Genomic DNA, 17,583 nt, shown 5'->3' with positions numbered 1-17,583 from the left:
CTCCCCCTCAATCTTCCCTTACTGCCGCATGTGAAGGCTGCAAATACGTCAAGTAAGGCTCCAGGATTGCATCAATTTCTTGCAGGCCCAGTTGATCTTCCTCGTCTTGCAGCAACAGTTGTATACGGTGTGTACACTCACGAAGCTTGTCCAGCAAAAACTCGCCGATCCGATACTTATGCACCATACCACTCCATGCTCTTGTATCAGGCTCCGGCTGACGCAGCGTATTGCGCTCGTCGTCATTGCCATACTCGTAAATATGCCAAAAAGCATAACTGTGATAAAAGTTCTGTTCGTCATTCATCCGCTGCAGCTCTTCCATAATTGCCTCGCAGTAGCTGAATTCGGCCAACAGGTCGTTCCATAGTGATGCTTCGTTATCGCGGATCATGCCTGTAAAAGAAAGAAACAGCTGCATCTTCAGCTGTACTGTTTCACGCAAGTATTCTTCAGCCGAAACGAGAAGCTTTTTCATCCGTTCATACAGCGTCATCTTGCGTGCATTCACTTCGGATACAGCACCACTAAGTTTACCGATCATTTCAATTTTGCCTGCATGGGCAAGCAACTGATAGAAACGGCTACTGAAATAATCTCCGGCAAGCACGTTCAGCTGGCGTGAACGCATCTCCAGTTCTCTACGCTCTCCGGATATCGTATCGATTCGATCATGCGTATCCATGGCCAACTGAACGAGCGAGGTTGCGAGAGCGTATAGCTCATCATGAACCTTTTCGTCTGTGCGGCCCACAAATACCTGCAGCAGACGAGCCCGGCTATCCGGAAATGATGGGATTTCCGTATGTTGTCGAATCATGTCGTAATCCGTATATTTCTTTGCTAGTTGGGGTACGCGATATGAATTCATTCTCAGCCTCCGAGCCTTTGCATTGTTAAACCATTTCTGCACTACAATCTTATATATTATAGCATATGTTTATCGGGCACGCACTGAATCATGCTATTCTATTACCCCGGACTTGACATTTCGAATTGCTTCTTCCAAAGTTCGGTCTCCATCATGTGAAACCAGTCCTTCAATTCGTCCGAGAGGATCGGACTATTCCAGTCTCGAAGCGTTTCGATCGCGTACATTGGCCATTCCCCACGCCGAAAATCGGCAGCGAGCAACAAATGTCTTTTGTGAAGCCATTCATCCTCTGCCATAACACGCAGCATTACCTGTTCCACGTTATCCAGACTTCGAAATCCTAGATCTGCCACAGCAGCCATATTACCATAGATTTCGGTGTAACTTGTGCTGGTTCCGGTAACCTTTAGATCGAGCGTCAAAATGGATCGTTTCCACTCCACCCTGGCAATGGGTGTCGATAATTTCATGGTGCTCAGCACGTCCACCAGATTGTCTTCTGTTAGCTGGACGGGATGCTGCGCCGCAGAAACGGGTTGTACGTTTTCACCGCCCAAAGTACGCATATGTAAGGTTTGTATGGCAACAAGCAGAAGGACCGCCGCAACCGTTGCCAGCAGTGAAGCAGTCACGATCATCCGCGGTTTCATAAATGCCTCCCTGCCCTTACCTGTTAGTGTAGTCTGTCCGGTAAAGGCTCATACCTCATTGTACAATGAAAAAAAGCAGGCTATGCCTGCAATTTTCATTATTCCGACTGAATTTGTCCATGCTTGGTGATCAGCGTGGCTTTTCCACGGATTTTAATGGCGGAAGTATGATTGGTAAATTGGGCAAACATGACTTCTCCCTTATCCAGCTTCTCCGTATGGTGGAAGCGGGTATCCTGACCTCGGGTTAAACCGATCACCTGAACACCGTTCTCCTCCGCCTTAATTACGATATAATCACTGCCGGTTGGATGATCCATCACGCACATCCCCTCTCCTAGTTCAATAGCGTTAATGATGATAAATATTGTTTCATTTGTCAACCAGCCCTTATGTGAATGGAGCGCAATAATCTGTTACTCCCAGGTCATACTACAAGTGATCCAGCCACAGAAAGGAGAGTCTCTATGAAGTACATTCCCGCAGCACTGACAGACGAGCATATTCACCAGTTAAAAGAAACTGAACAGCATCTGTCCGCAGCTGCTGGAGAAGAACTGATTCTGATTGCCTATGCGCAGCAACCGGATGAGCCGGAGTCGCTAGACGGCAGGAAGAAAAATGATTAAAGGACAAAAGAAAAGGCCGTGAACAAGTCACGGTCTTTTTGTCGACATATGGAATATGTAGAAATCTTATTTAATTCCGTCTTTGAGCGCTTTACCTGGTTTGAATGCAGGAATTTTGCTCGCAGGAATTTCGATTTCTTCACCTGTTTGCGGGTTGCGTCCTTTACGTGCAGAGCGCTCGCGAACTTCGAAGTTCCCAAAACCAACCAATTGTACTTTGTCTCCGCTTTGAAGAGCCTCAGAGATTGCTTCGAATACGGCATCAACCGCTTTCGTTACATCCTTTTTGGACAATTCAGTAGCTTCGGACACGTGTGTAATCAAGTCTGATTTGTTCATTTGTTTTTTCACCTCCTGAATCAATGTCCTGAATGTTATACTGTGTTTCCGTTTTATAGCGAAATATACGTTCATACACAAAAAATCTACGTACATCTTGAGCGTGATGAACAGAAATCTCGGCCTGCGGTCAACAGTCATTTCCGGCAGAATATCGCCTGAAACAAAGGTTGTTTCAGACGCCGAACAAATTTTATACTAATACAGACAGCACACAATTTCAAGTGCGGTTGCGGTTTAACACGTAAAATGTAACCGCCAGGGCAAGCACGAGCACCCCACCTTTTACAATATCATGCGTGAAATATTGAACATTCATCATAGTCAAACCGTTCACCAGTACACCAATCAGAACCGAACCAATGAATGTTCCGATCACGTTTGGTTTACCTGCACCAAATACGGAGAATCCGACAAATACCGCGGCTACGGATTCCATTAACAACGGAGAACCCGCATCAATTTGCCCTGAACCTACTTTGGATGCATAGATGATACCGCCGATTGCAGCAAACACTCCAGCAGCTACATAAGCGAGTGTACGCACCTTTTTCACCTTGATACCGGATAGGCGTGCCGCTTCTTCATTGCCCCCCGTAACGTACATCTGGCGCCCATACTTCGTATACGTCAAAAAGATATGCACACCGATAACCGCAATGAGCAATAGAATGACCGAAATCGGCATTCCCAGCCATTTTCCCTGCCCAAGCTGCAGAAATGTGGGGTCCATCTCTCCGGCAGCCTTGCTTCCGTCAGGAAACTGCATATGGTTATAGATCGTGTACCCTTGAGCATACGTTTTGTGAATTCCACCGATAATGTACATCGTGGCAAGTGTAGCGAGTAGATCCGGGATACGCAGTTTCACAATTAGCAAGGAATTAAGCCAACCAATCACAGCACCAATAATCAGTGGGACGATAATGACAACTGCCAGCGGCTGCTGATACCAAATCATTAATGAAGCGGTAACGACAGTAGTCAGCGAGACGGTCGCCCCCACCGAAAGATCAAATCCATCAACAATGAGAGATAAGGTAACACCAATCGCCACAAATGTCACGATAGAGATTGAACCCAAAATATCGGTCAAGTTACTGTACGTGAAGAAATAAGGCAATTTAATACCGAAAAATGCTATAACACCAATAATAACGATAATTGCGCCATAACGGAACGCGAAATCTAATGATTTATCCTTCATGCTTCCACCTCTTGTCCACCGCTTGCGTAGTATAGCAGCTGTTCTTGATTGGTCTCGCCCCGTTTGAATTCCTTTACAATCGTCCCTTCACACATGACTGCAATCCGATCACCAATGCCCAATCCTTCATCCAGTTCACACGTGAAATAGATAACAGCTTTACCCGCCAAAGCCAGTTCGTTAATGATGCGAAAAATGTCACTTTTGGCGCCGATATCCACACCTTTTGTCGGCTCATCAAAGATAAAGACGTCTGCGTCAGCATTCAGCCATTTGCCAATGGCCACCTTTTGTTGATTGCCACCGCTTAAATACTTCACTTCCTGCCGCACTGACGATGTTTTGATACCGAGTTGCTGCACTAAAGATTCCGCATTCTCACGCTCTCGCTTTCGACTTACAAAACCTAATCTACTAAGACGTCCAAGCAAAGGCAGGCTCAAATTCCGCTCCACGTTTTCCTCAATCAAAATCCCCTGTTTCCGCCGTTCCTCAGGCACGGAGACAATTCCCAGAGCAGCAGCATCAGCAGGTTGCGAAAGACGAAGTTCACGATTGTTAAGCCGAATCTCTCCACTCTCCAGCCGATCTGCACCAATCAACAAGCGGGAACATTCCGTTTTCCCCGCACCTACAAGCCCTACTACAGCAAGCACTTCGCCTCGACGAACAGATAGGTCCACACCCTTGACTCGGACTCCGCGCCGAAGTCCTCTTGCTTCCAGCAACACTTCTCCTACCGGTGCTTCTGTCTTGGGAAACTCTTCCTCAAACGGTTTTCCAAGCATCTGCGTCACCAGATCATTGATCGTAAGCTCTTTTGCCTCACCCGTGAACACATGTTGTCCATCTCTCATCACGGTGACGCGATCACAGTGACTTGTAACTTCAGGAAGACGGTGAGTAATAAAAATACATGCCACTCCGCGTTCTTTCAACAAATGTACAATTCGGAAAAAAGCATCCGTTTCTTCCTGGCTCAGCGGTGCAGTTGGTTCATCAAAAATAATGACCTTGGCATCCTGAATCAGGATACGTGCGAGCAGAATCATCTGCTTCTCCGCGAGCGTCAGGTCGGCTACTTTTTTGTGAACGGATATAGCCGCTCCTAATTGCTGCAAAGCTTCAGCCGCACGCTGTTGCAGTTTCCGCGGGCTTTTCCACCAACCTCCACTCGGCGACGCTAATTGATCCAGCATAATGTTCTCGGCAGCTGTCAATTGGGGAACCAGCGCAGCATCCACCTCTTGATACACACAGTGAATACCACTCGCTTTGGCATCGCCTGGTGAATTCAGATGAAGCGTTTGCCCACTTAATTGGATAGTACCCTGATCCAGTTGATAGGCACCAGATAGAATTTTCATCAATGTGCTCTTGCCGGCACCATTCGCACCTAGCAGCGCATGAATTTCTCCGCCTTTCACGGAGAACTCCACGTCTTTAAGTGCAGGAATGCCTGCAAACTGCTTGTGGATATGTTCCATTTGAAGCAGAATCGGTGCAGTACTCATGACGCCAACCTCCAATCGCTCCCCTCCGGGAGTATCACTATTCTCATGTAGTTATATTCCATCATGGTTGGAAAAAGCGCGCCTTGCGGCGCGCCTCCGTTACGCTGTTTTATTTAGCAGTAACTCCGTATTCCGACATCCAATCCTTGATTCCCTGTGTACTTCCTCCCCAGCCCTCAACATACTCGGACAGCTCTGAAGTGGAGATTTGTTTGTCAGGCAGCGCATCACGCTGTACATAAACCGGGTTGAGAACCACTTGATCCTCTGTATCATCCCCGTTCAGCTTCTGGTATGCATAACGGACTTGTACACGTCCAATATCTGTTGGATCAACTGCTGCGGAAGCAACCCAAGGGTTTTTCGGATCCTGGATCATCTGCAAATCTTCATCACTCATATCAATACCATATACCTTGATCTCGTCACGTCCTGCTTGCTGAATGGCACGCGCTGCACCTTTGGCGAACTCATCCCATGCAGTCCATACCGCTGTGATTTCACCTTTTGGATATTGTTTCAGGATCGCTTCCATTTTGGCTTGTGTATCCAGCGCCGGGTTCTGAGCTGAACCAAACGTTGCAATCTCCTTAATGTCCGGGTTCTCTTTCAGGAACTTGCCATAAGCAACCTGACGACGTTCCATTGGTGCAAAGCCGGCAACCCATACTTTTACGATATTGCCTTGTCCGTTAATATCTTTTTTCATTTGCTCCAGCGTAAGTTCAGCCATCTTTTGATCATCCTGGGACAACACTGTTGCTCCCGGAACACTAATGTCTGCATCGAACACAACAACCGGAATGTTTTGTTTTACTGCCTTTTTCACGCCCGGCGTCAGCAAGGAATCCCCATGATCCGTTAGAATGGCATCGAATTTCTGGTTAATTGCGCTATCGAGCAACGATACCATTTTGGCTTTATCATTATCGGCGACAAACGTAGTCAATTGTCCACCGAATTTTTCGATTTCTTCTTTAACCCCTTGCACATATTGCTGTGAGAACGTACCTGTGTTAAATTCCATGATCAGTGCAATTCGTTTTCCACTGAGTGGGCCTGTTACTGCTTCGGTTTGAGGCTTGTCCTCTGCTGCGCCAGAAGCTGTAGTTGAAGCAGGCTCTTTTTTAATTCCGCAAGCGGACAGCGCCAATGTAAATACAAGCAGCACACTCAACCATACCCATTTTGTATTTTTAATTCTCATCTCTTTCTCCCCCTGTTCACACTCTCTCTGTGATCTCGATCACAATAGTTGAATATTAATATAACGGCTAATCCCTAGTATGTAAATGGGTTTTAGTAATTTAAAGCTAAAACTCGCTAAGTTTTTATTCGAAACTAAATTATCTTATCCAGTTCATCCAGAATCATGAAAATAAAACAAGAAAAAGACCGCGAGGGGTACCCCTACGGCCTTTTGGACTTACAGAATTATAGCGATTAATCCACCCGAACCTTCGTTAATAATACGTCCCAGCGTCTCTTGCAATTTATATCGTGCGTTGTCTGGCATCATCGCAATTTTACCCTGAATGCCTTCTCTCACGATGGAATGCAGTGAACGACCGAACATATCTGAATCCCATACCTTGATCGGATCGTTCTCGAAGTCCTGCATCAAGTACCTCACCAGTTCCTCACTCTGTTTTTCCGTTCCGATTATCGGTGCAAATTCCGATTCCACATCGACCCGGATCATGTGAATGGATGGTGCGGTTGCTTTCAGGCGGACGCCGAATTTCGTACCCTGCCGGATGAGTTCTGGCTCATCCAGTGCCATCTCGGCGAGGGATGGAGCTGCGATACCGTAACCGGTCGTTTTGACCATCTCCAGCGCCTCAGCGAAGCGATCGTACTCCCTCTTCGCATGTGAGAATTCCTGCATCAGTTGCAGCAGATGATCCTTGCCTCGAATTTCAATACCAACAACTTCCACGAGGATCTGATCGTATAATTCATCTGGTGCATACAGATCGATTTCTGCCACACCTTGCCCCATGTTCATGCCGCTCAGACCGGCTCGGTCGATGAATTCATATTCCATGAACTGAGCAACAACCCGATCCACGTCACGCAGCCTGCGGATATCCTTAACCGTGTCGCGTACGGAATTTTCGTAGTTGCTGCGCAGCCAGTGGTTTTCATTCAGCACCATCACCCAGCTCGGCAGATTCACATTCACTTCATGTACAGGGAACTCATACAGCACTTCGCGAAGCACACCTGTGACATCATCTTCTGTCATTGTTGCTGCACTGAGTGTCATAACCGGAATGTCATACTTGGCAGCAAGCTCACTGCGCAACTGCAGCGCTTCTTCACTGCGAGGGCGAGTCGAGTTGATCACCAGTACAAACGGTTTGCCTACTTCCTTCAGTTCGGCTATAACGCGTTCCTCTGATTCCACATAGGAACTCCGTGCAATCTCAGCGATCGTGCCGTCTGTTGTAACCACCACACCCAGTGTGGAATGCTCCTGAATGACTTTGCGTGTACCAATTTCGGCGGCTTCCTGGAAAGGAATTGGTTCTTCAAACCAAGGCGTGGAGATCATGCGTGGTCCATTCTCATCCTCGTACCCCTTGGCTCCTTCCACTGCGTAGCCTACGCAATCCACAAGGCGTACATTGACATCAAGTCCCTCGGCGACCTTGATTTGAACCGCGTTATTCGGTACGAATTTTGGCTCCGTAGTCATGATTGTTTTGCCAGCTGCGCTCTGTGGCAGTTCATCCACTGCCCGCGCACGGTCTGCCTCATTTGTAATGTTCGGCAAGACGATTGTTTCCATGAAACGTTTGATAAATGTTGATTTCCCCGTCCGGACTGCGCCGACAACCCCGAGATAAATATCCCCTCCGGTCCGCTCGGCAATGTCCTTAAAAATGTCCACTTTCTCCAATGAAATCCCTCCCTAAATTACTCCGAAGGAAAAATGCTAAAGAGCATCCGCTTCGTTTTTTCAATCAGAAGACTGAAATCCCTGCAACGGTAGAGCCGCCTTTGTGAGTGCCCGGAAGTCGTCCGCCGCCGAACGTTGCATTCTGATGAAATCGGCGAGAGCGGCGTTAACTCGTACATGCAATTGGACTAGTATCATCTTATGTATCCGTATGCAGCATTATGACGCGTATTTTTTGTTTTTTTCTCAAGGTAGTTGCCTTAAGAGAATTGCCCCGCTTTCGGACTGCGCGTCTTTATTACAATCTACTTTATGAGCGTGCCGAAGCTTTTATGCCGGTTCGTTCATTTGGTTCTCGTGGTACCGTTCAAGCCGTGCAGAAGGTATACTGTGAAGGTAAGGCATTTTTTAGCAGAGAAGAGCAGAGATAACGAGCTGAGAAAGGTGAGATGAGCGTGGCACAGATCAAAGTATATGGACTAGGTGAGCACTTGAACCCATTGAAAGAGCAGCTTTCACAAGTTATACACTCCGTTATGGTGGATGTTGTGGGATTACCGGAGAACAAGAAGTTTCAACGTTACTTTCCCATGAACACGGATGATTTTCTTTTTCCCTCTGATCGTTCAGCAGGGTATACCATTATTGAAATCAGCATGTTCGAAGGCCGAACAGATCAAGTCAAGAAAGAACTCATTCAGCAATTATTCACACGGATGAACGAACAGTTGAAATTGTCGCCCAATGATGTGGAGATTACTATATTTGAAACACCGCGCAGTCATTGGGGTATTCGGGGATTACCCGGTGATGAACTTGACTTGAGTTATAAAGTGGAGGTCTGAACAAAGTAATCTGAATATAGCTTATGGACCATATGATGTGACTATAAACCAACTTATAAGAAAGAGATATCCCGTGATGCGGAATATCTCTTTTTTTTACCTTAAGGACAATCAATGGATTGCGTGCATTCGAATCGAATTAACCTCATTATTACTTTGTTGCAATCGGGGTGTTATTCTGCCAGGTATAGGCGACTGATTTTACAGGGACAAAGTAAGAATGCTCCAGCAAGAATTCACGCAAATCTTCCACTTTTGTTGGAGCATTATCTGACTTCTCTACAGCCTGCATAATGTCAAAAGCATAATCTACATAGACATTGCCCTCGTCATCCATCATGAAAGGCAGTTCCTGACCCGAATATACACTATTCAGTGTAACCGCTGGGGCACCAGCCTGTGCGGCTTGTTCCATATCTACAGCGTATAGCCCCGGATACAGTTCTTCCCCACTTGGTAGTTGATTGTTATGTACGGACTTGTACTGATTGACCATTCGTTGAACATCATTTACTTTCTGTACCGTTTGAAGATCCATGACTTTGACTGTCGGGTTCACTTCTTCATCCTGAATGAGAAAGTAAGCGCTCCCACCACTTTCAAACGCCATGCCGGGTATTTCATCCAGATACCCCTGCTGTTTCAGCTTGGACAGATCAACTCTGAATTTTTCATATTTCGGTGTTTCCATATCTGCGTTGACCATGGGCAAAATCCCCTGATCCTGTTGGAATGCTTCTAACGCAGTTTGAATACGGCTTACGCTTTCCCTATATGCTATTTTGGGATCGGGATTACTCTGGGATTGATACATACACCCCGTTGCTGTAAAAGCAAACAATAGGAATAAGAGTAGACAGGACATCTTCTGTAAATGACGCCTCTGCCTTCTTGGTTTCACGTTCTTCGTCATATTCACGTTCATCCGTATCCTCCTTGAATCGTTCCACTCAGGTATTCTTAGAACCAATCGTCCTCTTCCTGCTGCTGACGCTCCAATTGTTTACGAATCGCTGCCTTCAGAGGGTCCTCCGGAACATGAACCGTCACCGATCCCCGCACCTTCGCCTGACATGACAGTCGAGTGCCTGCATCCAGCAGTGAACCTAGTTTACGCTTCTCCGCATCTGTTGGTGGATGCAGTGCTGCTAGATGTTCCGAATCTACTTTCACCTTACACATCAGGCAGGCTGCCTTTCCATCACATCGCGTTGCTATTTTAACCCCTGCACGGCGTGCAGCATTTAACAGCGTTACCCCTGGCTTTAGCCGAATCGTTTTATTTTGCGGTAAAAATGTAATATTGTAATCCATCATTCTTCCTCCTAACTTACTGAGGCCATTCGAAGCCAACAAGCTCTTCCACTTCTGCTCTGAATCGGCTTGTCCATATATTTTGCTTCCCCAATAAAGTCATTAGAGGTTGATGTGATTCAGGCATCTGCCGAATCTGCCTTGCAATGGGTTCGTAACGATCGGCACGGCCTCTCATTAGATTGAACAACAGCTCATGAGCAAGCGGCATTAGACGCAATGTGTAAGAACCTACTTTGGCTTCAGGTGCATACTCGGCCAATACATGCTCAATTTCAATGCGGTACCAACTCTTACGTGACCACACTTCGAAACCCCCAACCAGTTCCAAGGCACAAGTCCCTACCTGATAATGACTGAGTAGCGAGGCATAAGGTCCCGTCTTATCTACGACAGGCTCGTCCAGTACCATTCCAGGCGCAGATTTATGCAGCAACTTCGCGGCGGTGATATCAGCGTAAATGTCAATATCTCTGGGAGCCTGCTGTAATTCCACCTGCTGGAGCAACAACCCACAGCTTCCCCCAAGCAGCCACGTATAAGGCTCTGCATCCCAAGCTTTCGCCGTTTCCAGCAAAGCCGCGTGTAATTCCGGATAGCGCTCTGTCCGATCCTCCGTTTCATGCGACCTCATCGGCTCACCTTCCCTTCATCCGTTTTCGTTGTGTCAGTTCTTATGATGTGTTTATGCGGATGTTATCTCTCAGGCGAGAAAGATCAGGTCAGAGAAGCTATTCCGCCGAAAAGGCCAATCAGCATAATGAGAAAAGCGATTAAAGAAAGAATGCCCCGTACAACGCCTTTCGTTTTGGATCGAGCAAACGTAATCAGGAATACAGATAGTCCCATAATGAGGATTGCGACCAATGAAAGCCACATCTTGTCCATCGCGTTCATAATCCAGAGTTCTCCCCTTCAGTCCGTAATTCATCACTGACACTGTGACAATTGCAACTATTATAACACGAAACATTGCTCAGCTTTCCAAAAAAAAGACAAAAAGCAAGCCGGCAAATGCCGACTTGTCTTTTTGTCTTGCTCGATCGCCTGCATGCAGGCGCGATCTATTATTTTTTCATCATCATTTTCATTAATGATTCCATACTGTTTGGGTTTAATCCGCTTTTTTTGACGGCACTCACGATATCCTGAACTGTATCCTCAGATACCGGCACTTTTGCCATGGCGGATACTTGCTTGATCAGTTGGCGCAACTGAGCTTCATTCTGCATGGTGGACGGTTTTACTGTACTCGCCAATTTCTTGACGGCACCTTCCGTAATCGATTTCCCTGTTTTTTTGTTGATCGCTTTCAGCGCTTCCTTGGAAATGTTGTTAGCCATTCGTCTCCCCTCCTCCGGCAATACTCATGTGTATAATATGAGTGCACCGCAAAAAAGGTGAATAAGCTTCTCATTTCGGGAAAGCTGCCTACGCTACCATTAGGAATGCCACTGCTCCCAGGTTTCAAGCGTCATGACTTCCATTTCGGTCTTGGGATCACGTCCCATCAAAGCTTCAACCGCATCCCGCGGCTGTCTCTCCTGAAAAAGAACGTGATAAAGCTGATCTGCAATCGGCATTTGCACACCATATTTCTGAGAAATGAAGTGGGCGGCCTGTGTGGTCCGAATTCCTTCCACAACCATGCCCATGGAATTCAATACATCGTCCAGCTTCTGTCCTTTGCCCAGCAAGGAACCTGCTCTCCAGTTACGACTGTGCTGACTAGTCGCGGTCACGACCAAATCACCGATCCCTGCAAGTCCGGAGAACGTAAGCGGATTCGCCCCCATCTCCACACCGATGCGTGTGATCTCGGCCAGCCCGCGTGTTAGCAACGCTGCTTTGGCATTGTCACCAAAGTTAAGCCCGTCTGACATACCTGCTCCCAGCGCGATAATATTTTTAAACGCTCCCGCCAATTCTACACCGATCATATCTCGATTCGTGTACACACGGAAATAAGCATTCATAAATAAACCTTGGGCGGCCTCGGCAGAAGCTTTATCCAGTGATGCCACAACAACCGTCGTTGGGCAACGCTTAACCACTTCTTCCGCATGGCTTGGACCAGAAAGTACAACGATATGTCCTTCTTCACATTCAAGTTCTTCCGAAATGACTGTGGACATGCGTTTTAGACTTTCTGTCTCAAATCCCTTGGTTGCATGAATGATTAACATTTCCGGTTTGTAATAGGCCTTAAGCTGATGAGCAACCGAACGCATCGCCGATGAAGGAGCAACAATTAACACAGCAGAAGCCCCTTCAACTGCCGTCGCCATATCCGTGGTTGCATGAATACGAGGTGACAGCTCTGCATCGGGAAGGAAGCGTTGGTTTGTATGTTTATTATTGATTTCTGTGGCCTGGTCTTCACCACGTGTCCACATGATCACATCCAGTTGATTGGCAGCTAATACACTGGCAAGTGCAGTACCCCAACTGCCCGCAACCAGAACAGCAACTTTTTTAGACAACGCGTTTTCCCCCTCCAGGGCTTTTCGATCCCAATTTATTTTCCTGTCCTTTGGCGAGCTTCGCAATATTGGTACGATGTCTCCAGAACGCAAACAGACAAATAATCAGACTTCCCCAGAAGATACTCATCGAATATCCGGGTAACACAAGGATGAAGAGCGGTGTCAAAGCTACAAAAATAAGGGAACCCAATGAAACATATCGTGTCAATACGATGGACAGGATGGCAAATACACCGGCGCATAGCGCAGGAATAAGTGCAAGAGTTACGAGCACACCGATCGCTGTCGCAATTCCTTTTCCTCCACGAAAACGGAAGTACAGCGGCCAGTTATGTCCTGCAATGGCAGCTATACCACTGAGTGCAGGAATCCAATCGGAACCATTGCTGAACCAAACCCCAATCCAAACGGCCGCAATACCTTTGAGTACATCCAACAGCAGTACCAGAATTGCCGGTCCTTTACCCAATATCCGCAAAGTATTGGTAGCCCCTGCATTTCCGCTTCCGTGTTGACGGATATCGATCCCCCGTAGTGCTTTTGCAAGGAGGACACTAAAGCTGATTGAACCGAGCAGATAGCTCAGTACAATCGCTGCGATTTGTAAAATCACAAACTTCTCCCCTAACCTTCGTCGGACTTCCTCCGAGTAAATATGCGAATTGGCGTCCCTTCAAAATCAAACGCTGCACGAATTTTATTCTCCAGGTAACGTTCGTAAGAAAAGTGCATCAATTCCGGATCGTTCACAAAAATAACCATGGTCGGAGGTTTAACTGCAACCTGAGTTACATAGTTGATTCTCATTCTGCGTCCTTTATCTGTTGGTGGCGGATTAATAGCCACTGCATCAGATACTACATCGTTAAGCAGATGCGTCTGAACACGCATAGTATGCTGCTGTGCTACACGTTGCACAACAGGCAACAATTTTTGTAAGCGTTGTTTTGTCTTGGCTGACAAAAATACAACCGGAGCGTAAGTCATAAACAGGAAATGATCCCGAATTTTTTTCTCAAACTCATTCATTGTTTTATCAGACTTCTCTACAACGTCCCATTTGTTCACAACAAACATGGAAGCTTTACCTGCTTCGAATGCATAACCTGCAATATGCTTGTCCTGCTCAATAATGCCTTCTTCGCCATTAATTACAATCAGAACAACATCTGCACGCTCAATGGCACGCATCGCACGCATTACGCTGTATTTCTCCGTGGTTTCATAGACTTTACCACGTTTACGCATACCTGCTGTATCAATCAGCACATAGCGCTGGCCATCTTTTTCAAACGGTGTATCAATCGCGTCCCGCGTCGTTCCAGCAACATCACTGACAATAACACGTTCTTCGCCCAAAATGGCGTTCACCAATGAAGATTTACCCACGTTAGGACGTCCGATCAGAGCTACACGAATGACGTCGTCATCGTAAGTCTCTTCCTCAAGTTCAGGTAATTTCTCTACGATGGCATCGAGCAAATCACCTACACCCGTACCATGACTTCCCGATACTCCGATTGGATCACCAAATCCAAATCCATAAAACTCATAAATGAGCTCACTGCGCCCGATATTATCCACTTTGTTAACGGCTACAACGATAGGCTTACCTGAGCGGTACAACATCTCTGCGACTTCTTCATCAGATTGCGTAATCCCTGCTTTTGCATCACACATGAATACAATAACATCCGCTTCTTCAATGGCGAGCTCTGCCTGCATCCGGATTGATTTTAAAATGACGTCCTCGCCGTCGATTTCGATACCACCTGTATCGATAATGCTAAATGGTTTACCGTTCCATTCGCCGATTCCGTAGATACGGTCACGGGTAATGCCCGGCTTGTCTTCCACAATGGCCAATCTGTCGCCGATGATCCGATTAAAAATGGTGGATTTGCCCACATTCGGTCGCCCGACAATTGCCACAACGGGTCTTGCCATACATTCCACTCCTCCTGTCCATACTTACGATAATCATCATAGCAAAAAACGCCTGTCTTGGCTAACGTTTCATGCCGTTATACTCGCAATAAAAACAATCGGCGAACCCGCTGGGGCTCGCCGATCTTGCTTTTATTGTTCAGCAAAATATGCAGTATATAACTTAGAACCATGCATGTATAACTTATTTGAATTTGCTGAGTTTGTCACCGAACAATTCGCCAAGTGTAGTGCTCATACCTTGATTGTTCAGAGAAACGTTAGGATTGTTGATTTCTTCACGTGGAGCGTTGTTTCTTGCTGGACGCTCTGATTTTTGTGGTTGAGCAGGAGCTTCTTCAGTTTCCTTAATGCTCAGGCTCACACGTTGCTCAGAAGGATTCATGTCCAAGATTTTAACTTGAACTTCTTGTCCTTCTTTCAACACTTCGTGCGGAGTGCCAATATGTTTGTGGGAGATTTGCGAGATATGCACAAGTCCCTCAACACCAGGAGCGATTTCAACAAAGGCACCGAAGTCAACCAGACGTTTTACAACACCTGTTACGATATCGCTAGAGTTGAATTTGTCGCCAGCTGTTTCCCAAGGACCTGGTTGAACAGCTTTCATGCTCAGGCTGATTTTACCTTTTTCAGGATCAACTTTCAGCACTTTTACGTTTACTTTATCGCCTTCAGACAGAACGTCCGATGGTTTGTCAACGTGTGTCCAAGCCAGCTCGGATACGTGAACCAATCCGTCTACTCCGCCAACATCAACGAAAGCACCAAATTGAGTCAAACGTTGTACCGTACCTTCGATCACTTGACCTTCTTGCAAACCAGCCATAACCGTAGCTTTGTTTGCTTCGAATTCTTGCTCCAGTACGTCTTTTTGGGAAAGGATCACTTTGTTGTTCTCACGGTCGATCTCTTTCACTTTAACACGCAATGTGCGTCCTTTGTAATCGCTGAAATCTTCAACGAAATGGCGCTCTACCATGGAAGCCGGGATAAATCCGCGAACGCCCACATCTGCTACCAGACCGCCTTTAACAACGTCACCTACAACAACTTCGAATACGTCTTGGTCTTCAAAATGCTTTTGCAATTGATCCCAAGCGTTTTCGCTGTCGATTGCACGTTTGGACAAAACGAGTTTTTCTTTCTCGTCGTCGATGCTAAGTACTTTAGCTTCAACTTCTTGTCCAACTTCAACTGCATCAGACGCGCTGTCTACGTGTAGGGAAGACAGTTCACGAATTGGAATTACACCGTCATATTTATATCCAATGCTCACATAGGCTTGGTTATCTTCCAATTTGACGATGGTTCCTTTTACGGTATCTCCTTTTTTCAAGGAAACGAATTGATCCAACTCATCTTGGGTTGCTTCTTGATTTTTCATTTCTTCCGACATGTCAAATACCCTCCTCAATTCAAAAACCCCATTATATTCAAACCTGCCTGTAGCAGAGTTCAAAACACTTTCATCGCTGAATGAACATCCTTAGCTTCCCTCAAAAATATGGAAACATGCACTCAGCAGTCTGACGATGCCGTTATTTGCTCGGCACGCCTGTTTGCACCATTTCATTAATTTTGGACATAATCTTCTCCGTCGCTCTTTCCAGCGCATCGCCGGAAGGATCTTCCTTGAACTCGTCCAAATTCACCGGTGCTCCATAAACTACTTTCATCTTACGAAAAACCTTGTAGTTACCGATAATAGCAGTAGGAATAACAGTAGCACCACTTCGAAGAGCGAAGCTCGCTGCCCCTTTTTTGCCGATGCCTCCATCATTGTGTCGGCTTCCCGAAGGGAAAATGCCAAGCACTTCACCACCACGCAAAATGTTGAGTGAGGTCTTGATGGATTCCTTGCTGACGCCTCCACGTTTAACAGGGAAAGCGCCTACGGCTTTGATAATTCGGCCTAAGACCGGAATATCAAACAATTCGCTTTTGGCCATGAAGCGCACCTGACGACGAATCTTGATACCAACCGTTGGAGGATCAAAGTTACTGATATGATTGGAACATAAAAGTACGCCGCCTTCTTTCGGGATGTTCTCCCGTCCAACTGCCTCTAGGCGGAAAAGAATGGTGTACATGATCCGCAGTAATGTGCTGCAAAATGTGTAAATCATAGACCGATCTCTCCTCTGACCATTGTGCAATAAGACACGATTTTGTCAACCACTTCATGGATACTCATCTCGGTTGTATCGAGCACTGTAGCGTCCTCAGCACAACGAAGCGGGGATATTTCCCGACTTTCATCCAATTTGTCACGGGTGGCAATGTCTCGCTCAAGTTGCTTCAACGTCAGTCCTTCTGAGGGGTCCAGTTCTTTGAAGCGGCGAAGTGCACGCTCTTCCACACTGGCAGTCATGAAGATTTTCACTTCCGCGTCGGGCAATACTGTCGTTCCGATATCGCGTCCATCCATGACGACGCCCTTGCGCAAAGCCATTTGCCGCTGTGTAACCACCAATTGCGTACGCAGCCCCTCGATTTGCGCATATCGGGACACGATTCCCGTCACTTCACGGGAGCGGATTTCCGAGGTTACATCTTCCCCATTACAGAACACTTTCTGTCCGTCGGGATCCGGTTGTAAATCAATGACCAGCTTTTGGGTTTCCTGAAGCACCTCTGGCACATCTTCCGGTGAAATACCTTTTCGAAGCATATGCAAGGTTACCGCACGGTACATCGCGCCAGTATCGACGTATATATACGCGAGCGCCTCTGCAACCAATCGGGCCACCGTGCTTTTCCCGGCACCGGCAGGTCCGTCAATTGCAACGTTCATCTTCCCGTTCTCTGATGTGTTCTGGCTTGCCAACGGGGCATTCCTCCTCAAACGATAAGCCTCAATAAAAAAACAG

At 46.7% G+C, this 17,583-nt stretch carries 22 protein-coding genes; 2 read left to right on the top strand and 20 right to left on the bottom strand.

The features are described 5' to 3' along the window. Positions 1-7: 7 nt before the first annotated feature. From gpAD87_RS06060 to mtrB, 3 genes are all read right to left on the bottom strand, one after another. Positions 8-871, bottom strand: coding sequence for a heptaprenyl diphosphate synthase component 1 (locus gpAD87_RS06060; RefSeq protein WP_064636846.1), 864 nt, complete (start codon positions 869-871; stop codon positions 8-10). Between the two features lie 101 nt (positions 872-972). Beyond that, complete coding sequence (locus gpAD87_RS06055) at positions 973-1,524, bottom strand: hypothetical protein (protein WP_063566764.1); 552 nt, start codon at positions 1,522-1,524, stop codon at positions 973-975. Between the two features lie 98 nt (positions 1,525-1,622). Then, positions 1,623-1,844 (bottom strand): trp RNA-binding attenuation protein MtrB, encoded by a 222-nt coding sequence (gene mtrB, locus gpAD87_RS06050; RefSeq protein ID WP_024630669.1) that lies wholly within the window; start codon positions 1,842-1,844, stop codon positions 1,623-1,625. 147 nt (positions 1,845-1,991) lie between these two features. Between mtrB and gpAD87_RS31750 the strand changes: the two genes are divergently transcribed. Further along, positions 1,992-2,153 (top strand): hypothetical protein, encoded by a 162-nt coding sequence (locus gpAD87_RS31750; RefSeq protein WP_157258423.1) that lies wholly within the window; start codon positions 1,992-1,994, stop codon positions 2,151-2,153. 66 nt (positions 2,154-2,219) lie between these two features. Here the strand turns inward: gpAD87_RS31750 and gpAD87_RS06045 are convergent, their stop codons facing one another. The 5 genes from gpAD87_RS06045 to spoIVA form a co-directional block, all read right to left on the bottom strand. Further along, the gene (locus tag gpAD87_RS06045; protein WP_024630670.1) at positions 2,220-2,492 is read right to left on the bottom strand and encodes an HU family DNA-binding protein; all 273 of its coding nucleotides are present in this window, start codon (positions 2,490-2,492) and stop codon (positions 2,220-2,222) included. A 220-nt stretch (positions 2,493-2,712) separates the two neighbouring features. Next, positions 2,713-3,699, bottom strand: coding sequence for an ABC transporter permease (locus gpAD87_RS06040; protein ID WP_063566763.1), 987 nt, complete (start codon positions 3,697-3,699; stop codon positions 2,713-2,715). Beyond that, positions 3,696-5,213, bottom strand: a complete 1,518-nt coding sequence (locus gpAD87_RS06035) for a sugar ABC transporter ATP-binding protein (protein ID WP_064636844.1) — start codon at positions 5,211-5,213, stop codon at positions 3,696-3,698. Before gpAD87_RS06035 ends, gpAD87_RS06040 begins: the two co-directional genes overlap by 4 nt. 109 nt (positions 5,214-5,322) lie before the next feature. Beyond that, the gene (locus tag gpAD87_RS06030) at positions 5,323-6,420 is read right to left on the bottom strand and encodes a sugar ABC transporter substrate-binding protein (RefSeq protein WP_064636842.1); all 1,098 of its coding nucleotides are present in this window, start codon (positions 6,418-6,420) and stop codon (positions 5,323-5,325) included. A 219-nt stretch (positions 6,421-6,639) separates the two neighbouring features. Beyond that, positions 6,640-8,118 carry a stage IV sporulation protein A gene (gene spoIVA / locus gpAD87_RS06025; protein ID WP_024630674.1) on the bottom strand — a complete coding sequence of 493 codons (1,479 nt, stop codon included), beginning with the start codon at positions 8,116-8,118 and terminating at the stop codon, positions 6,640-6,642. Between the two features lie 455 nt (positions 8,119-8,573). On the opposite strand from spoIVA, the gene gpAD87_RS06020 reads away from it, so the two are divergent. After that, positions 8,574-8,963 (top strand): tautomerase family protein, encoded by a 390-nt coding sequence (locus gpAD87_RS06020; protein WP_063566760.1) that lies wholly within the window; start codon positions 8,574-8,576, stop codon positions 8,961-8,963. Positions 8,964-9,114: 151 nt separating this feature from the next. Here gpAD87_RS06020 and gpAD87_RS06015 read toward each other — a convergent pair whose 3' ends face one another. The 12 genes from gpAD87_RS06015 to cmk all read right to left on the bottom strand — a co-directional run bounded on the left by gpAD87_RS06015 (position 9,115) and on the right by cmk (position 17,540). Next, positions 9,115-9,669 carry a hypothetical protein gene (locus gpAD87_RS06015; protein ID WP_331710874.1) on the bottom strand — a complete coding sequence of 185 codons (555 nt, stop codon included), beginning with the start codon at positions 9,667-9,669 and terminating at the stop codon, positions 9,115-9,117. Between the two features lie 88 nt (positions 9,670-9,757). Next, entirely contained in the window at positions 9,758-9,913 is a 156-nt protein-coding gene (locus tag gpAD87_RS32470) for a hypothetical protein (RefSeq protein ID WP_231952784.1), read from the bottom strand. 10 nt (positions 9,914-9,923) lie between these two features. After that, positions 9,924-10,277, bottom strand: a complete 354-nt coding sequence (locus gpAD87_RS06010) for a 2Fe-2S iron-sulfur cluster-binding protein (RefSeq protein ID WP_063566759.1) — start codon at positions 10,275-10,277, stop codon at positions 9,924-9,926. Positions 10,278-10,293: 16 nt separating this feature from the next. Then, positions 10,294-10,911, bottom strand: a complete 618-nt coding sequence (locus tag gpAD87_RS06005) for a hypothetical protein (protein WP_063566758.1) — start codon at positions 10,909-10,911, stop codon at positions 10,294-10,296. An 83-nt stretch (positions 10,912-10,994) separates the two neighbouring features. Continuing rightward, positions 10,995-11,174: a DUF2768 family protein gene (locus gpAD87_RS06000; RefSeq protein WP_063566757.1), complete on the bottom strand. Its 180-nt coding sequence runs from the start codon at positions 11,172-11,174 to the stop codon at positions 10,995-10,997. Positions 11,175-11,344: 170 nt separating this feature from the next. Then, complete coding sequence (locus tag gpAD87_RS05995) at positions 11,345-11,620, bottom strand: stage VI sporulation protein F (protein ID WP_024630680.1); 276 nt, start codon at positions 11,618-11,620, stop codon at positions 11,345-11,347. 99 nt (positions 11,621-11,719) lie between these two features. Continuing rightward, positions 11,720-12,760 (bottom strand): NAD(P)H-dependent glycerol-3-phosphate dehydrogenase, encoded by a 1,041-nt coding sequence (locus gpAD87_RS05990; protein WP_064636841.1) that lies wholly within the window; start codon positions 12,758-12,760, stop codon positions 11,720-11,722. Beyond that, complete coding sequence (plsY, locus tag gpAD87_RS05985) at positions 12,753-13,376, bottom strand: glycerol-3-phosphate 1-O-acyltransferase PlsY (protein WP_063566755.1); 624 nt, start codon at positions 13,374-13,376, stop codon at positions 12,753-12,755. Before plsY ends, gpAD87_RS05990 begins: the two co-directional genes overlap by 8 nt. A gap of 11 nt (positions 13,377-13,387) precedes the next feature. Continuing rightward, positions 13,388-14,710, bottom strand: a complete 1,323-nt coding sequence (gene der, locus gpAD87_RS05980; RefSeq protein WP_063566754.1) for a ribosome biogenesis GTPase Der — start codon at positions 14,708-14,710, stop codon at positions 13,388-13,390. Between the two features lie 184 nt (positions 14,711-14,894). Beyond that, positions 14,895-16,109, bottom strand: coding sequence for a 30S ribosomal protein S1 (gene rpsA / locus gpAD87_RS05975; RefSeq protein WP_064636837.1), 1,215 nt, complete (start codon positions 16,107-16,109; stop codon positions 14,895-14,897). 142 nt (positions 16,110-16,251) lie between these two features. Further along, a complete protein-coding gene (locus gpAD87_RS05970) occupies positions 16,252-16,839 on the bottom strand; it encodes a lysophospholipid acyltransferase family protein (protein WP_064636836.1) in 588 nt (195 codons plus the stop codon). Then, positions 16,836-17,540 carry a (d)CMP kinase gene (cmk, locus tag gpAD87_RS05965; RefSeq protein WP_064636834.1) on the bottom strand — a complete coding sequence of 235 codons (705 nt, stop codon included), beginning with the start codon at positions 17,538-17,540 and terminating at the stop codon, positions 16,836-16,838. Before cmk ends, gpAD87_RS05970 begins: the two co-directional genes overlap by 4 nt. Between the last annotated feature and the right edge of the window lie 43 nt (positions 17,541-17,583).

Origin of the sequence: Paenibacillus sp. AD87 (assembly GCF_001659845.1) — a bacterium.
GTDB classification, from domain to species: Bacteria; Bacillota; Bacilli; order Paenibacillales; family Paenibacillaceae; genus Paenibacillus; species Paenibacillus marchantiae.
Note: the sequence above shows the minus strand (reverse complement) of the source record. Positions and strands in the feature narration are given on the sequence as shown.